The following is a 13967-nucleotide window of genomic DNA, read 5'->3' on the forward strand; positions in this document are numbered from 1 at the left end:
TTTTATATAATTTTACAAGATAGCCTTTAAGATGGTTGTGTTTGATTATTTTTTTGTTCTTCAGCAACACGTTTTTGAAACATAGTTGCAAAATCAATTGGATCAATCCACAAAGGTGGAAAACCACCATTTTGTGTAGCATCAGATATAATTTGCCTAGCAAAAGGAAACAAAAGACGCGGACATTCAATAAAAACGAGCGGCATTACATGCTCTTGTGGAATATTTTTAATATGGAAAATACCGCCGTAAATCAGCTCTACGTGAAATAGCATTTCGGTATCATCTTTAGTTTTTACTGAAAGGGATAGTACGACATCATAATTATCATCGCCAATTGGATTGGCGTTGACATTAATGTTAACATCAATTTGTGGTGCTTTTTCTCGTGGACGCAATGAACGAGGTGCATTCGGATTTTCAAACGAAAAATCTTTTAAATATTGGGTTAAAACAGCAAATACTGGTTCTCCATTATTATTATGTATTTCACCTTCGGCCATATTGAAAACCTTTCATTATAATACACGTATTTCTATCTTAAGTTTAAAATAAATTATCATGACTTGCAAATGGTTGCAAGAAATGCTCGTCTTACCTTTAATTATTTTTTTGTATTTTAGTTATTATCATTATTTTTTCCAGGGAGACTTTGTCGCATTATAGCTCTGATAATCCTCTGCGTTGAGTTCAATTATTTTTTCAGATTCATTTTGAGTTTCAGAATTTATTGTAACATGAGTATTTGTTTTATTTATAAGGGATAAAGAAAAATTCCAGATAAAAGTACGAATTGGCTTTACAAAGAGTAATATTCCAAAAATATCACTTATAAAACCAGGAAGAATAAGGAGAATTGCACCAAGCAGAATAAGTGCATCATCGGCTATGTGAGACTCTAATGTATGCCCTTGAATAAGCTTGCTTTGTATATTTTTTATAAGACTTATGCCTTTAATACGTAACAAAATAATTCCACTTATCATTGTTAGAAAAATTAAGCTCAAAGTTGCTAAAATTCCAATTTCTTTTCCGACAACGATAAAACCAGCGATTTCAAAAAAGAGAGCACTAAGAATTATAATTAAAAAAAATTGAGACCTTGTATAATAAAATTTTGTCAAATGAAGATACCTTTTTCAAGTTTTTTATTGAGAAAATCATATTATTCTTTTCTCAATTTAAATTAGGAAGCCATGAACATTATTTAAATAATAGATTTACTTATTTTTTTTACATGTTTATTGATAAATGATATTGACCGCAATGTTTATTGCAAATCATTTAAGGTTTGGAGATTGACCACAATCATGGAATTTGACGTTGTATTGATAATAGCTCTTGTTGTTATAGTTGTTGTTTTTGTACAACTACGAAATGTATTAGGAAAACGAATTGGTTTTGAAAAACCTCCCTTTGATTCTTATTCGAAACATTCTAAAAAGCAGATTGAAAGAGAAACAAGTGATAATATTGTTTCATTGCCTGATCAGTCTTCTTCAAAAAAGAATAATTTTAGTGAAATTAATACCATCGCACCAGAAAAGAGTGCGCTGAATAGTGGTTTGCGTGCTATTAGCCTAGCTGATTCTTCTTTTTCTCCTCAATTTTTTATAAATGGTGTTCAAATTGTTTACGAAATAATTATGACAGCTTTTGCACAAGGTAATCGTGATCAGCTTAAAGAACATCTTTCATCGGATGTTTTTGAGAGTTTTTGTGAGGCTATAGAGCAACGAGAAAAAAATAATGAAAGAATTCAATTCACTTTTGTGGGGATTAATAAGATTGAATTTATTGCAGCAGAAATGCAGAAAGAAGAAGCATTTTTAACAGTACGTATCGTTAGTGAAATTATTTCTGCGACTTATAATGAGCGAGAGGAATATATAGATGGTGATCCTGAAGCTATTATAGAAATCAGAGATATCTGGACTTTTGTGCGTAATACTACATCTAAAAATCCAAATTGGAAACTTTTTGCAACGGAAGATGAAAATTAAAATTATTATTGGTTTATGGAAAATTTTTCATAAGATTACATGAGATTAAAAAGTTTAATGGTTAAGGATGAAAGAAAAACAAACCTACTGGTTTCACAAGACTATTTTTTATGGGAGCAGGTTTGTCGTACGACAATGCCACTTTGTGACCGGTTGAATTTTCTTATGCGAAACAATGTTGAAAATACAAAGAATAAAAAACGACAAGCTATACAAATTTTTCCACTTTCTCAAAAAAGCCAACAAAAGCAGCAACCGACGATAGCTAAAGGGAAAAAGAAAGAAATAATTAAAACAAAGAAAATGCAGTATTTTGATCATACAGTGCATCGTAAAATTGCAAAAGGCTTCCGTCGTATAGAAGCACGTATCGATCTTCATGGTTTGATACAAGATGAAGCGTATCGTTGTTTAAAAGAATTCTTACAGTCATCTCATCAGCGCGGATTACGTTATGTTCTAGTGATAACAGGAAAAGGTTATTCATACGGAAGCAATGGTGTTTTGCGCCAATTTGTCCCTTATTGGTTATCAACGCCTACTTTTCAATATTACATCCATGCTTTTGAGCAAGCGGCTTATAGCCATGGAGGTAGTGGTGCCCTTTATATTCAGTTACGTCGTTTTCCGTAAAGGAAAAAACATAGAGCCAGTTAGCACATACGTGAACAATTATTGTATTCTGGGTTTTTTAAGCTTCGTCTATTATAAGCAATACGCGGTGGCCTTTGAACAAGGATTTTTTTAAATATAGATTGCATAGGCTGTAAATCGTTATCTCGTAATGCACTTATAGAAGCACTTAGCATGTGATCTTCTCTTATAATTGAAAAATCAAGCGTATAACCTGCAGCTTCAGCAAGTTTTTGGAAAAAAAAACATTGTGCGCGTCTATTACCTTTTTTAAAAGGACGTATATAGTTGAGAAAGGAAAACAGTTCGGCTGCTTCATTGGTAAATTCTTTGGGTGATAAACCTTGTAAATTATTTTTCTCAGCGAGTATTTTGTCAAATTTTTTTAAACCTGTCTGGACTTGTTCACCAATTGCAAAAAAAGTATTCGAAACCACTTTTTTAATTTCTGGTTGGCAGGCAACTGTTCCATCTAAAAACATAAATGGAATATCACGAGTACATCCAGCCCATTCAAATATTTTATAAAAGAGACGTCTATGAATATATTTTAAATAAAAGGAATCAAATTGTTCTGGCATGGCCTCTTTGTGCAGATTAATAATTTCTTGTGTCGAACGATGTATGCATATTAGCTCAAGTCTTTCATAGTTTCGTATGTGATATTTATTTTTCAGTGTAAAACTATTTGGATAATTATAGTGACGGAACGATACTAATGCTTCTGCTTTATTATCCATTTATGGCAAGCCTTTGAATTATTAAAATAAAATTATCTTTCAGTAGATTTAGAAAAAAACAACTTATTTAGCCAATATTAAATTTATGATTTAAATTTTAATCACTTTATTATAATACAATATTCATAAAAATTACACGGAAAAAATTCTTAAACTTTGTAATAAATAATAGGTAGTTTTTAGAATCTTAAATCTCAGCATCAATAAAAGTCTTCCGAACTTTTAAAAATAATAGATAAATTAATATATTATGTGCAATAAAATTTATAATAAATTTGCATATTTTATAGTATAAGATTTTTTAATAGAAAGAAAAATTTGTCTGTTACAGGAATAATTATTTGTATACTTTATACTTAAAAAAGTTCTTCTGGTTTGAAACGATAAACCGTTGAGCAAAATTCACAGGTAACAGAAGTTTGTTGATTTTCTATTGTTTGAGAACGTTCTTCAACAGAAAAGCTTTTTAATATTTCTTTAATTTTTTTTCGTGAGCAAGAACACTGGTCTGTTATAGGAAAAGTTTGAAAAACTTTTACACCTCGTTCGTGAAAGAGGCGGAAAAGCAATCGTTTAGTATCAACCTGAGGATCTGTAAGTTCTGCACTGTCAATAGTTGCAGTGAGCGCTTGTACTTCCTGCCATTGGTTTTCGAGTTGAATACGAGTTTTTGTTTTGTCTAATTTTGTATTTGTTTGGCATGAGGTATGATAAGGAGAAGCTTGGGGTAAGAGTTGAGTCAAAAGTCCTCCTGCTCTCCAATTTTTTTGTATTTCCCCACGCTGATTACGATTGATTAAGGTGGAAACTGCCAGACGGAGATCAGTAGGAATTTGTTCTGATTGATTAAAATAATTGCGAGCGACTTCTTGAAAATTTGAGCCATCTAAGGCGACGATTCCTTGATAGCGTTGTGTATAGCGGCTTTGGTCAATAGTGAAAGCCAAAGTCCCTTTTCCGAGAAGAATTTCTGAAGATGTCTGACCATTGGCTATAGCCTGTTTTAACTTTTCTTTATCAAAACGAGCGTAACCACGTAAATTGGAGGGAGGAACAAAATCACATACTAACATATTGACTGGTCCTTCAGAATGAGTTTGTAAAATAAATTTTCCTTCAAATTTGAATGATGTTCCAAGTAAAACAGTTGTGACTAAAGCTTCCGCTAGAAGATAAGAAACAGGATCAGGATATTGATGCTTTGTGAGAATGGAGTTTAAGCTTTCTCCAAGTTGTACAGCGCATCCACGAACATCTAGTTCTTCGACTTGAAAGGGAGTAACGGTATCATCTTCATTCTGATAAAAATTATTTAAATAGATTTGATCTTTAGATTTTTTGTATTTGTTATTCATATTTTTGCTTTTTAATAGTTTATTTCATAAATGATTGGGTTAAAAAACACATCTTGTAAACACTAGCAAAGGATTGCTTTTTGGGTATACAGGCGATTTTCAGCTTCATCAAAAACAACAGAATACAGCCCGTTGATTACGTTGTCTAAAACTTCTTCACCGCGATGAGCAGGAAGGTAGTGCATAAAGAGAGAATCAGGTTTGGCACGTGCCATTAAAGCTTCATTGACTTGATCAGGTTGAAAAATGGGATAACTTCTAGCACGAAATTCTTGTCCCACAGAAACCCATGTGTCATTGATAATACAATCAGTGTTTTCGGCAGTTTTTTGAGGATTTTGAGTGAGCATACTATGTGGTCCTTGTTCACATGCCCAGTTTACATATTTTTCTTGGATTTTACTTCCTTGCGGTGTAGCAATGTGCAGATAAAAATTGAAAAGAGTTGTTGCTTCGATTAAGGAATGAAGAACATTATTGTCATCTCTCATCCAAGCAAATGTTTTACCAGCAATAATACCACGGTGTTCTTCATAGGTAAGGATATCTGTTAAAATTTGGCAAGGATGTGTGTCGTCTGTAAGAGCGTTAATGACAGGAATTTGCACATATTGTACCAATTCAAGTATCCGATGATGTGCTGTAGTCCGTATTATTATGATCTCTAAAAAGCGTGATAATGCACGTGCTATATTGGCGATTATTTCACTATTACCAAGCTCCATTTCAGATCTCGTTAGCATCATTGTTTCTCCACTAAGCTGATGCATGACAAGATCAAATGAAACTCGGGTCCGTGTAGAGGGCTTTTCAAAAATCATTGCTAGTGTTTTATCAGCGAAAGGTTTTAAATTCTCTTCTGCTTTAAAGGCAGTTTTGAGAATTTTGGTATAATCGATAAGAGCACATGCTCTTTGTAGAGTTAAAATAGATAGATCGGTAGAGTGGCGAAGAGTATATGTCATAATATTATACTTGTCTTTTCTTATTTGTTTGCGAAAGATAAGCGATAGCTTTTTCAATACGATGCAAGCCTTCATATATTTCTTCTTCAGTGATTATAAGAGGGGGCAAGAAGCGAACAATATTATGACCAGCCCCAACACTGAGAATATATTCGTTATCGAGTGCAGTGATGACTTCATTTTGGGGGATGGTACATTGTATACCCATCATAAGGCCTATACCTTGAATTGCACAAATAATATCAGGATAAGTGTTTAAAATGCTTAAAAGTCCTTGTTGTAGCTTATTACCCATATGTTGAACATGGTTAAGAAAGCCTGGTTCTAAGATAATATCAAGAACACTATTGCTTACAGCTATACCAAGGAGATTGCCTCCAAAGGTTGTACCGTGGGTTCCTGGTGTCATGGCTTTTGCAGCTTGTTCTGTTGCAAGACAAGCTCCTAACGGAAAACCACCACCCAGCCCCTTAGCAAGAGTGAGGATATCTGGTATGATGTCATTCCATTCATATGCAAAAAGTTTTCCTGTACGTCCGATTCCGGTTTGAACTTCATCTAAGATCAATAGTAGTTGATTTTCATCGCATAATTTGCGTAGCTTTTTAAAAGTTTCATAAGGAACTGTTCGTAATCCCCCTTCTCCTTGAATCGGTTCGATAAGGATAGCTGCAGTATTCTTATTGATAGCATGGCGTAAAGCTTTTTCATCATCAAAGGGTACTTGAATAAAACCACAAACTTTTGGGCCAAAACCTTCAAGATATTTTTTTTGCCCACTAGCAGCAATTGTTGCAAGTGTACGACCATGAAATGCACCTTCAAAAGTAATGATTTCGAATCGTTTTGGTTGACCCAATGTATAATGATAGCGGCGAGCAGTCTTGAATGCACATTCCAATGCTTCAGCACCAGAATTGCAGAAAAAAACTTTATCAGCAAAACTGTTAGCACAAAGACGTGCAGCAAGTGATTCTTGTTCAGGTGATTCAAAAAGATTAGAAATGTGCCAAAGTTTTTCAGCTTGTGTTTTAATGGCATCAATAAGCTTTGGGTGTGTATATCCTAAAACATTGACAGCAATGCCAGATGTGAAATCAAGATACTTTTGTCCTTTATCAGAGATAAGCCATACACCGTTTCCTTGTGTAAAATGCAAATTACGTCGAGCAAAAGTATTATAAAGTGATTGTGTATGGATGGTATTCATCGTTATACTCTTGATTGTTTAAATGCTGTAATATGATATTGAGAACTATGATCTGTTTCTGCATACATTGATAGTTTTCTTCATTATAATGGACTATCGTGCTAATTAATAAAAAATCAATTAAGGTTTCGAAAAGGTATCTTTATATGAAAAAGTTGGAGTTAAAATTTTTTTTCTATGATTTGTTTGCAAGTTGGGGAAAACGTTTTAAAAGAACGTTATCAAAATATAATAACTCTTGTCATAGAGTCAGTGCGTATTATAGTTTGAGTAAATAAACGAAATTGGATTTCTATTTATAAATTCCGCGATTGGTTAGGTTAAAAGGTTTTTTATTGAGCTGTTCGAATATATAAGATATTCGAAGATGCAGTTAAGAGCCTTTCGGTGAGATAATTGGAATGGGGTTCTAGTATGGGTTGGACATGTGAGCGCGTTGAACTTCTTAAGAGGCTTTGGAGTGAAGGCCTGAGTGCAAGTCAAATTGCAGTACAGTTGGGTGGTGTCAGTAGAAATGCTGTGATTGGTAAGGTACACCGGTTGAAATTACCAGGACGTGGTAAAACAACACAAGTAGTATCACGTGCACAAAAAGTATTAACAGGTATTAATTCATCAACATCGCGGATGCGTCGTGCAACATCATCGATGTTGCAAGATAACTGCTCTTCTGAAAATTCTAAAGCAGCAAATTTAAAACAAGAATTTGTCGCTGAGAATGCAACAGAAGCAAATGCGCCTGAAAAATCAAATGTAGTTGTACCTATGTCGCGTAATCTTAATCTTTTACAATTGAATGAAAATACATGTAGATGGCCTGTTGGAGATCCTTTATCATCAAACTTTCATTTCTGTGGTGCTGATTCTAGCGAAAGTAGTCCTTATTGTGATTTTCATGCTAAAATAGCGTTTCAGCCAGTGTCAGAAAGACGAAGAGTGAGAATATGATGTGTGTGAATAGTCAAAATTTATTGAAGATAAAAGCTTCTGGTGATCCATGTATACCTCAGTTAATAGCTGTAAGACCTGAAGCATCAAAACCAATTAATTTAAAAGGATTGCCAAAAGATTAAAGAAATGTCATGGGCATTTTTTCTTTCTATAGAGTTAAAGAAGAATATAACCAGAAGAGGAAAAGAAAAAATGAGCACAAAGATTTCAATAAGATAAGCAAAGATATGCTTTGTTTAGGTCTGAGAAAGATGATTTTCATCGTATTGTTTTTTCCAAATTTTTTCTTTTATTTGAAGTTGTTTCAGAATTTTTTTCTGACGCGCACTTTTATGAAGGATATATCCAATAAAACAAAATAGAACACTTGCAGAGAGCATATAACTTAACGCAACAATTTGCTCATGGTGTAGGGCTCCAAGGAAAAAATCAATTCGCTGGATAAAATTTCCAAAAGCTTCATTTTGAGCGTGATTTAGTTGGAGCATGACGAAGAGACCTGATGTTGAGGATAATAAGCTGCTTTGATTTGAAGTGTTTTAATATGGCGGTAGGTAATTTCATTTTGCATAGCTATTAAATACAATACAATAAACATGAAGGTAAAACAAAACATCATCGTTATAAGAGGCCATAACATGGCATGATCAATAGTTGTACCATTTGCACGTAAAAGTGATGCTGGTTGATGAAGTGTATTCCACCAATTGACAGAGAATTTGATAATAGGAATATTGACTAATCCAACTAATGTTAAAATTGCTGTAGCATATGCAGCTTTGATTTGGTTATCGAAAGAATAAGCAAGAGTAACAATCGCAAGGTAGATAAAAAACAAAATTAAAACCGATGTCAATCTGGCATCCCATACCCACCATGTTCCCCACGTAGAACGTCCCCAAAGTGCTCCTGTTATGAGTGCTAAAGCTGTAAAGATAGTCCCAATGGATGCTCCACATTTTAGTGCTATATCCGCGAGACAATGGTTCCAGATCAGACTTCCTAATGCAGCAATACTCATTGTGATGTAACAAAAAGTAGATAACCAGGCAAATGGAACATGAATATACATAATTTTGACAGTAATACCTTGTTGATAATCATCAGGAGAATATACAATCAAAACAAGACCTAAGATAAGAAGAAATAATGTGATACTGGTTAACCAAGGTAAAGCAGCGCTACTTATTTCCATAAAGCGGGTTGGATTGACGAGGGAAAATTTCGTTTTTTTTCGCGATAATTCATTCATAAATTTATAATAGGCAGATTTTTGCTTGGGAGCAATTATCTTTTGTTATTCTGATAAGTATTTGAGTGTTATAGCTGTTACAAAAGAACTGAAAAGACCAAAAAAGAGTGAAAAAGCAGACAGAAAAGCTAGAGCAGTGAGGAAAGAAACTTTTGATGTTATTGGAGCTGTGGCAGTTGTAACGCCAAAAATTATAATTGGAATTGTCCATGGCAAAATAATAATAAAAATGAGCATTGTATTATGCGATAATGATGTTGCTAAAGCTGCCCCAATTGCACCAATGAAAATGAAAGAAGGCGTTCCACATACAAGGGTTAAAATTGTTGTAAAAGTTATTAGAGTATCTAAATGAAGCATAAATGCTGCGATAGGAGTGACAAAAATAAGAGGGAGCATAGTTCCTGCCCAATGTGCAAGACATTTGATAAAAACGATAAATGTTAAGCTTTTTCTTTGACCACAAAGAATAAGTTGATCGAGATTTCCATCATCACAGTCGGTTTGAAAAAGCTTATTAAGATTGAGTAGTCCTGCGAGAAGAGCGCTTAACCATAATACGCCTGGGCCTATTCGTGTGAGAGTATTTGGGTCTGTTCCGAGAGTAAAGGGAGTTATGATAATGATGGCGATGAAAAATAAAGGCCCTGTTAATAAAGAAGTTTGTGATGCTAAAATTAATTTAAGGTCGCGCCAAAATAGTGCTTTCATTTTATTTTTTCCTAAGAGGATAAAAATGCTCTAAGGCAATGACATGGTGTTCTTTTAGACCAAGAGAAATATGGGTTGCTGCAATAATCATCCCTCTTTGATTGAGATGACGTTGAAACAATGTCGAAAAAATCTTTTGAGCATGGTGATCAAGGCCAGATATTGGTTCGTCTAGAACCCAAATAGGGCGATAAGAGAGGAGCAAGCGAGCGATGGCTACACGTCTTTTTTGTCCAGTTGATAGAATATTAAAAGGTAAATGCGCGAGATCAGAAAGACCAATATCTGCAAGAGCATCATAGGGATGGTAGAAAGGTTGTCCGTAAAATTCTGCCCAAAATTTTAGATTGTCAATAACGGATAAAGAGGATTTCATGGCATTTTGAGCACTGAGATAGTGGCATGCGATTGCCAAAGGATATATTTTTCCCTTGCTTTCTAACTTTAAGTCACCTTCAGTAGCTTTGAAAAGACCAACAATGATTCGCAATAGTGTAGATTTTCCAATACCATTTGGGCCTGTGATTGTCATGAGTTGTTGTGTGGATAAACAAAAAGAAAGACCTTGAAATAAAATTTTTTCATTTCTATGTACCGTTAGATTTTTACCCGATAACACCATAATAATAACCTGCTATTCTATTATTTTTTGATTTTTATTACATAATAAAGTAAAAAAATACGTTTTTTTATGAAATTGTAACTAGAATAGTTCTAGAAATAGTTTTATAAGGCGCATATTACGCTAGCAGTCGGTTTGGGACGGGTTTGAGGCCACTCTCTGAATTTACCGATAAAAGAGCGGGGAGTGAATAGCGGAAATAGTTATACCCGCATCAGGCTGCGATCTTGACCTGCAGTTTGCATTGTTCGTTCTGAAAAATGGAGTGGTTTGTAATATTTAAGGGTGAACAGTCATGTCTCAAATTGATAGTTTTAATTGTCGTAAAATTTTAAGTGTTAATGGCAAAGAATACATTTATTACAGCTTGATTGAAGCAGAAAAGAATGGGCTTGAAGGGATTTCTCATTTGCCATTTTCGATGAAAGTTCTTCTTGAAAATTTGTTGCGGTTTGAAGATGGTCGCATAGTTAAGAAAGAAGATATTCTGAATGTTGCTCAGTGGCTAAATGATAAAGGGCATTCTGGTGTGGAAATTGCTTATCGCCCTACACGTGTTCTAATGCAAGATTTTACAGGCGTTCCTGCTGTTGTTGACCTTTCTGCTATGCGAGATGCCATGGATAAGCTCGGAGGGAATGCTGAAAAAATCAATCCACTTATTCCTGTAGATCTTATCATTGATCACTCAATTATTGTTGATGATTTTGGGAATTCAGAGGCGTTTAAGAGAAATGTTGGATATGAATATGAACGCAATAGTGAGCGCTATCGTTTTTTGAAGTGGGGACAGCAAGCATTTAAAAATTTTCGTGTTGTTCCTCCTGGTACAGGGATTTGCCATCAGGTGAATCTGGAATATTTAGCACAATGTGTGTGGATAAGAGATGATAGTAGTTGTCAGACAGTTTATCCTGATACATGTGTAGGAACTGATTCCCATACAACCATGGTTAATGGTTTAGGTGTTTTGGGTTGGGGTGTTGGTGGTATTGAAGCAGAAGCAGCAATGTTGGGACAGCCAGTTTCAATGTTGCTACCTGAAGTGATTGGTTTTCGTTTAACGGGCAAACTTAAAGAAGGCGTAACAGCGACTGATTTAGTGCTTCTAATTACGCAAATGTTACGCCAAAAAGGTGTCGTTGGTAAATTTGTTGAATTTTTTGGCCCTGGGTTAAAACATATGACACTTTCTGATCGTGCTACGATTGCAAATATGGCACCGGAATATGGCGCAACTTGCGGTTTCTTTCCAATCGATAAAGAGACAGTGCGTTATCTTAATATGACAGGACGTGATGAAAAACGCATTGCTTTGGTGGAAACTTATTCTAAGGCACAAGGAATGTGGCATGATGAAAGGGTTGGGGATCCTATCTTTAGTGATATAATTGAATTAGATATGGGAAATGTTGTACCTTCTATGGCTGGTCCAAAGCGTCCAGAAGGGCGTATTTCATTAGAAAATGTTGGGCAAGGTTTTGAGCAAGCATTGGTTGATGATTATAAGAAAATCAATAAGAAAAATGATCGTTATAAGGTTGAGAATAAAGAATATGAAATTGGTCATGGAGATGTAGTTATTGCTGCTATCACTTCTTGTACAAATACGTCAAATCCAAGTGTTCTTATTGCGGCTGGTCTTTTAGCGCGTAACGCTGTCGCAAAAGGACTCAGGAGTAAACCATGGGTTAAGACCTCTCTTGCGCCTGGATCGCAGGTGGTTGAAGCTTATCTCCTTGCTTCAGGTCTTCAAAAAGATTTAGACATGTTAGGATTTAATTTAGTAGGATTTGGATGTACGACATGTATTGGGAATTCTGGTCCTTTGTTACCAGCTATTTCTAAAGTCATTAACGATAATGGTTTAATTACTGCAGCAGTTCTTTCAGGTAATCGTAACTTTGAAGGACGTATATCACCTGATGTGCAAGCAAATTATTTGGCTTCACCTCCACTGGTTGTTGCCCATGCGTTAGTAGGAACAGTGCGTAAAGATTTAACGAAGGAGCCTCTTGGTATAGGTTTAGATGGTCAACCTGTTTACTTAAAAGATATTTGGCCGACTTCTAAAGAAATACAAGAATTTATTGAACAGAATGTCACTCGTAAGATTTTTATTGAGAAATATGCGGATGTATTTAAGGGAGATGAAAATTGGCAGAAAGTTCAAGTTCCAGCTGGTGTTACTTACTCTTGGGATGATCAGTCAACTTATGTGCGTAATCCTCCTTACTTCGATAATATGCTTAAAGTTCCTAGTGCATTAGCAGATATTAAAAATGCGAGGATTTTAGGTTTATTTGGTGATAAAATCACGACTGATCATATTTCACCTGCCGGTTCTATTAAGCTTGATTCGCCTGCAGGAAGATATTTGACTGATCATGGTGTTAAAGTCGCTGATTTTAATCAGTATGGAACGCGTCGTGGAAATCATGAAGTTATGATGCGTGGGACTTTTGCAAATATCCGAATTCGTAATTTTATTCTTGGAGAGAATGGTCGTGAAGGGGGCTATACAGTTCATTATCCGTCAGAAAAGGAAGGATCTATTTACGATATAGCAATGACATATAAACAAGAGGGAGTGCCCCTTGTTGTTTTTGCTGGTATTGAATACGGTAATGGATCATCTCGGGATTGGGCGGCTAAAGGTGCCTATCTTCTTGGTATAAAAGCAGTAATTGCTCAGTCTTTTGAGCGTATTCATCGGTCTAATCTTGTTGGTATGGGAATTATTCCTTTTGTTTTTGAAGCAGGTACAAGTTGGCAATCGTTAGGATTAAAGGGAAGTGAGAAAATAACAATTGAAGGCATCAATGATTTGAAACCTCGGCAGAAGGTAACAGTTACAATAACTTTTATTGATGGCACAGAAAAGAAAGTGCGATTATTATGTCGTCTTGATACTGAAGACGAATTAGACTATTTACGTCATGGTGGTATTTTGCAATACGTTTTACGTAATTTGGCAGTTTAAATAATTTAGCCAATATTGATCCGATTTACTTATATTGGGAATATATATTTAAGAGTGAGGGATTGACGGAAGTACTTCACTAATTTTATACTTATTTTTGAAAAATTAATTGACGTTAGCTTTAATGTTAAGTTATAAGTTTACAGGTAGTGAGCAGTTTGTAGCTTGGAATCGTTTGTTTCAGTATCGGTATAGTTTAAACTATTTATACTGATCAGTTAAGAGAGATATATTTATGGCGAATACATCTTCAGCTAAAAAAGCTGTCCGTAAGATTGCAGTGCGTACGCAGGTCAATAAGGCCCGTCGTTCCCGTGTCCGCACTTTTATGCGTAAATTGGATGACGCTTTAGCCTATGGCGATAAGGCGTTTGCTGAGGTGGCATTTAAAAATTTTGAACCTGAGATTATGCGTGCGGTTTCTAAAGGGGTTTTTCATAAAAACACTGCTGCCCGAAAAGTTTCGCGTTTGGCCAAACGTTTAAAAGCTCTTAAGGCTTAATTACACTAAATTTATATAATTAAACTTCGCTTATTAACCA

At 35.0% G+C, this 13967-nt stretch carries 16 protein-coding genes; 6 read left to right on the forward strand and 10 right to left on the reverse strand.

The genetic code is table 11. The annotated features are described in order from the left end of the window. Positions 1-26: 26 nt before the first annotated feature. Positions 27-503: a protein-export chaperone SecB gene (gene secB / locus BAR153v2_RS07140; RefSeq protein WP_078680890.1), complete on the reverse strand. Its 477-nt coding sequence runs from the start codon at positions 501-503 to the stop codon at positions 27-29. 129 nt (positions 504-632) lie between these two features. Further along, positions 633-1124: an FxsA family protein gene (locus BAR153v2_RS07145; RefSeq protein WP_143245224.1), complete on the reverse strand. Its 492-nt coding sequence runs from the start codon at positions 1122-1124 to the stop codon at positions 633-635. A 186-nt stretch (positions 1125-1310) separates the two neighbouring features. On the opposite strand from BAR153v2_RS07145, the gene BAR153v2_RS07150 reads away from it, so the two are divergent. Next, the gene (locus tag BAR153v2_RS07150) at positions 1311-2003 is read left to right on the forward strand and encodes a Tim44/TimA family putative adaptor protein (RefSeq protein ID WP_078680891.1); all 693 of its coding nucleotides are present in this window, start codon (positions 1311-1313) and stop codon (positions 2001-2003) included. Between the two features lie 57 nt (positions 2004-2060). Then, positions 2061-2636, forward strand: a complete 576-nt coding sequence (locus tag BAR153v2_RS07155; protein WP_078680987.1) for a Smr/MutS family protein — start codon at positions 2061-2063, stop codon at positions 2634-2636. A 20-nt stretch (positions 2637-2656) separates the two neighbouring features. Here the strand turns inward: BAR153v2_RS07155 and BAR153v2_RS07160 are convergent, their stop codons facing one another. From BAR153v2_RS07160 to BAR153v2_RS07175, 4 genes are all read right to left on the reverse strand, one after another. Next, complete coding sequence (locus BAR153v2_RS07160; protein ID WP_078680892.1) at positions 2657-3376, reverse strand: Fic family protein; 720 nt, start codon at positions 3374-3376, stop codon at positions 2657-2659. 356 nt (positions 3377-3732) lie between these two features. Then, complete coding sequence (locus BAR153v2_RS07165; protein WP_078680893.1) at positions 3733-4731, reverse strand: Hsp33 family molecular chaperone; 999 nt, start codon at positions 4729-4731, stop codon at positions 3733-3735. Between the two features lie 62 nt (positions 4732-4793). Further along, positions 4794-5696, reverse strand: coding sequence for an ornithine carbamoyltransferase (argF, locus tag BAR153v2_RS07170; protein ID WP_078680894.1), 903 nt, complete (start codon positions 5694-5696; stop codon positions 4794-4796). A gap of 4 nt (positions 5697-5700) precedes the next feature. Beyond that, the gene (locus BAR153v2_RS07175; RefSeq protein ID WP_078680895.1) at positions 5701-6906 is read right to left on the reverse strand and encodes an aspartate aminotransferase family protein; all 1206 of its coding nucleotides are present in this window, start codon (positions 6904-6906) and stop codon (positions 5701-5703) included. Positions 6907-7320: 414 nt separating this feature from the next. On the opposite strand from BAR153v2_RS07175, the gene BAR153v2_RS07180 reads away from it, so the two are divergent. Both BAR153v2_RS07180 and BAR153v2_RS07730 read left to right on the forward strand, forming a co-directional pair. Continuing rightward, positions 7321-7854, forward strand: coding sequence for a GcrA family cell cycle regulator (locus BAR153v2_RS07180; protein WP_078680896.1), 534 nt, complete (start codon positions 7321-7323; stop codon positions 7852-7854). Next, a complete protein-coding gene (locus BAR153v2_RS07730; protein ID WP_371325865.1) occupies positions 7851-7979 on the forward strand; it encodes a hypothetical protein in 129 nt (42 codons plus the stop codon). The genes BAR153v2_RS07180 and BAR153v2_RS07730 overlap by 4 nt, the downstream gene beginning before the upstream one ends. A 114-nt stretch (positions 7980-8093) precedes the next feature. Here BAR153v2_RS07730 and BAR153v2_RS07185 read toward each other — a convergent pair whose 3' ends face one another. Genes BAR153v2_RS07185 through ccmA form a run of 4 tightly spaced genes read right to left on the reverse strand, consistent with a single transcriptional unit; the run spans position 8094 to position 10442 of the window. Next, on the reverse strand, positions 8094-8345 hold the full coding sequence (locus tag BAR153v2_RS07185) for a hypothetical protein (RefSeq protein WP_078680897.1): 252 nt from the start codon (positions 8343-8345) through the stop codon (positions 8094-8096). Continuing rightward, a complete protein-coding gene (locus BAR153v2_RS07190) occupies positions 8333-9109 on the reverse strand; it encodes a heme ABC transporter permease (RefSeq protein ID WP_078680898.1) in 777 nt (258 codons plus the stop codon). Before BAR153v2_RS07190 ends, BAR153v2_RS07185 begins: the two co-directional genes overlap by 13 nt. A gap of 45 nt (positions 9110-9154) precedes the next feature. Continuing rightward, positions 9155-9820 (reverse strand): heme exporter protein CcmB, encoded by a 666-nt coding sequence (ccmB, locus tag BAR153v2_RS07195; RefSeq protein ID WP_078680899.1) that lies wholly within the window; start codon positions 9818-9820, stop codon positions 9155-9157. Between the two features lies 1 nt (position 9821). After that, entirely contained in the window at positions 9822-10442 is a 621-nt protein-coding gene (gene ccmA / locus BAR153v2_RS07200) for a heme ABC exporter ATP-binding protein CcmA (protein WP_078680900.1), read from the reverse strand. Between the two features lie 295 nt (positions 10443-10737). Here ccmA and acnA point away from each other — a divergent pair, with 295 nt between their 5' ends. After that, on the forward strand, positions 10738-13425 hold the full coding sequence (gene acnA / locus BAR153v2_RS07205; RefSeq protein ID WP_078680901.1) for an aconitate hydratase AcnA: 2688 nt from the start codon (positions 10738-10740) through the stop codon (positions 13423-13425). Between the two features lie 235 nt (positions 13426-13660). After that, entirely contained in the window at positions 13661-13927 is a 267-nt protein-coding gene (gene rpsT, locus BAR153v2_RS07210) for a 30S ribosomal protein S20 (protein ID WP_078680902.1), read from the forward strand. Positions 13928-13967: the final 40 nt, after the last annotated feature.

Source organism: Bartonella sp. AR 15-3 (assembly GCF_002022445.1).
In the GTDB taxonomy this organism is placed as follows: Bacteria; Pseudomonadota; Alphaproteobacteria; order Rhizobiales; family Rhizobiaceae; genus Bartonella.